Source organism: Streptomyces recifensis, assembly GCF_002154615.1.
Lineage (GTDB): Bacteria > Actinomycetota > Actinomycetes > Streptomycetales > Streptomycetaceae > Streptomyces > Streptomyces griseoluteus.
The window spans coordinates 1-787 of sequence record NZ_MUNH01000912.1 but is presented as its reverse complement, the minus strand read 5'-3'; the positions used below and the strand labels follow the sequence as shown (position 1 = coordinate 787).

Genomic DNA, 787 nt, shown 5'->3' with positions numbered 1-787 from the left:
CCACAAGCTCGCCGGCGCGCTCGCCGCCTTCGTCCCCGCGGGCCTCGTGGTCGAGGGCCGCCGCGCCCTGGACGCCGGCGCCTCCACCGGCGGCTTCACCGACGTCCTGCTGCGCGCGGGCGCCGCCCAGGTCGTCGCCGTGGACGTCGGATACGGACAACTCGCCTGGTCTCTCCGAAACGATGAACGGGTCGTCGTCAAGGACCGTACGAACGTACGCGAGTTGACGCTGGACGGGATCGACGGGAAGCCGGTGGACCTGGTGGTGGGCGATCTGTCCTTCATCCCGCTCCATCTGGTGCTGCCCGCCCTCAAGCGGTGCGTGACGCCGGACGCGGATCTGGTGATGATGGTGAAACCGCAGTTCGAGGTGGGTAAGGAACGGCTGGGCAGCGGGGGTGTCGTACGGAGTCCGCAGCTGCGGGCGGAGGCCGTGCGCGGGGTGGCCGACAAGGCGTGGGAGCTGGGTCTCGGGGTGCGAGGAGTCACCGCGAGTCCGCTGCCGGGCCCGTCCGGCAACGTCGAGTACTTTCTCTGGCTGCGTGCCGGGGCCCCCGAGACCGACCCGGCCGACATCGATCGTGCAGTGGCGGAGGGGCCGCGTTGACACAGAACCGAGCGCGTACTGTTTTCCTGCTCGCCCACACCGGGCGTCCCGCGGCGATCCGCAGCGCGGAACTCGTGGTCAAGGGACTGCTGCGGTCCGGCATCGGGGTGCGGGTGCTGGAGGAGGAGGCGTGCGACCTGCCGCTGCCGGGAGGGCCGGGCGGGCCGGGCGGGGTCGAAC

At 71.7% G+C, this 787-nt stretch carries 1 protein-coding gene and 1 pseudogene; both read left to right on the top strand.

The window, feature by feature from the left end; translation table 11 throughout:
- On the top strand, positions 1–607 hold a 607-nt coding region (locus CCN33_RS30775), incomplete at its 5' end, for a TlyA family RNA methyltransferase (RefSeq protein WP_086696527.1).
- Positions 604–787, top strand: a pseudogene (locus tag CCN33_RS31415) (hypothetical protein); the annotation flags it as partial. The gene CCN33_RS30775 and the pseudogene CCN33_RS31415, both read left to right, overlap by 4 nt.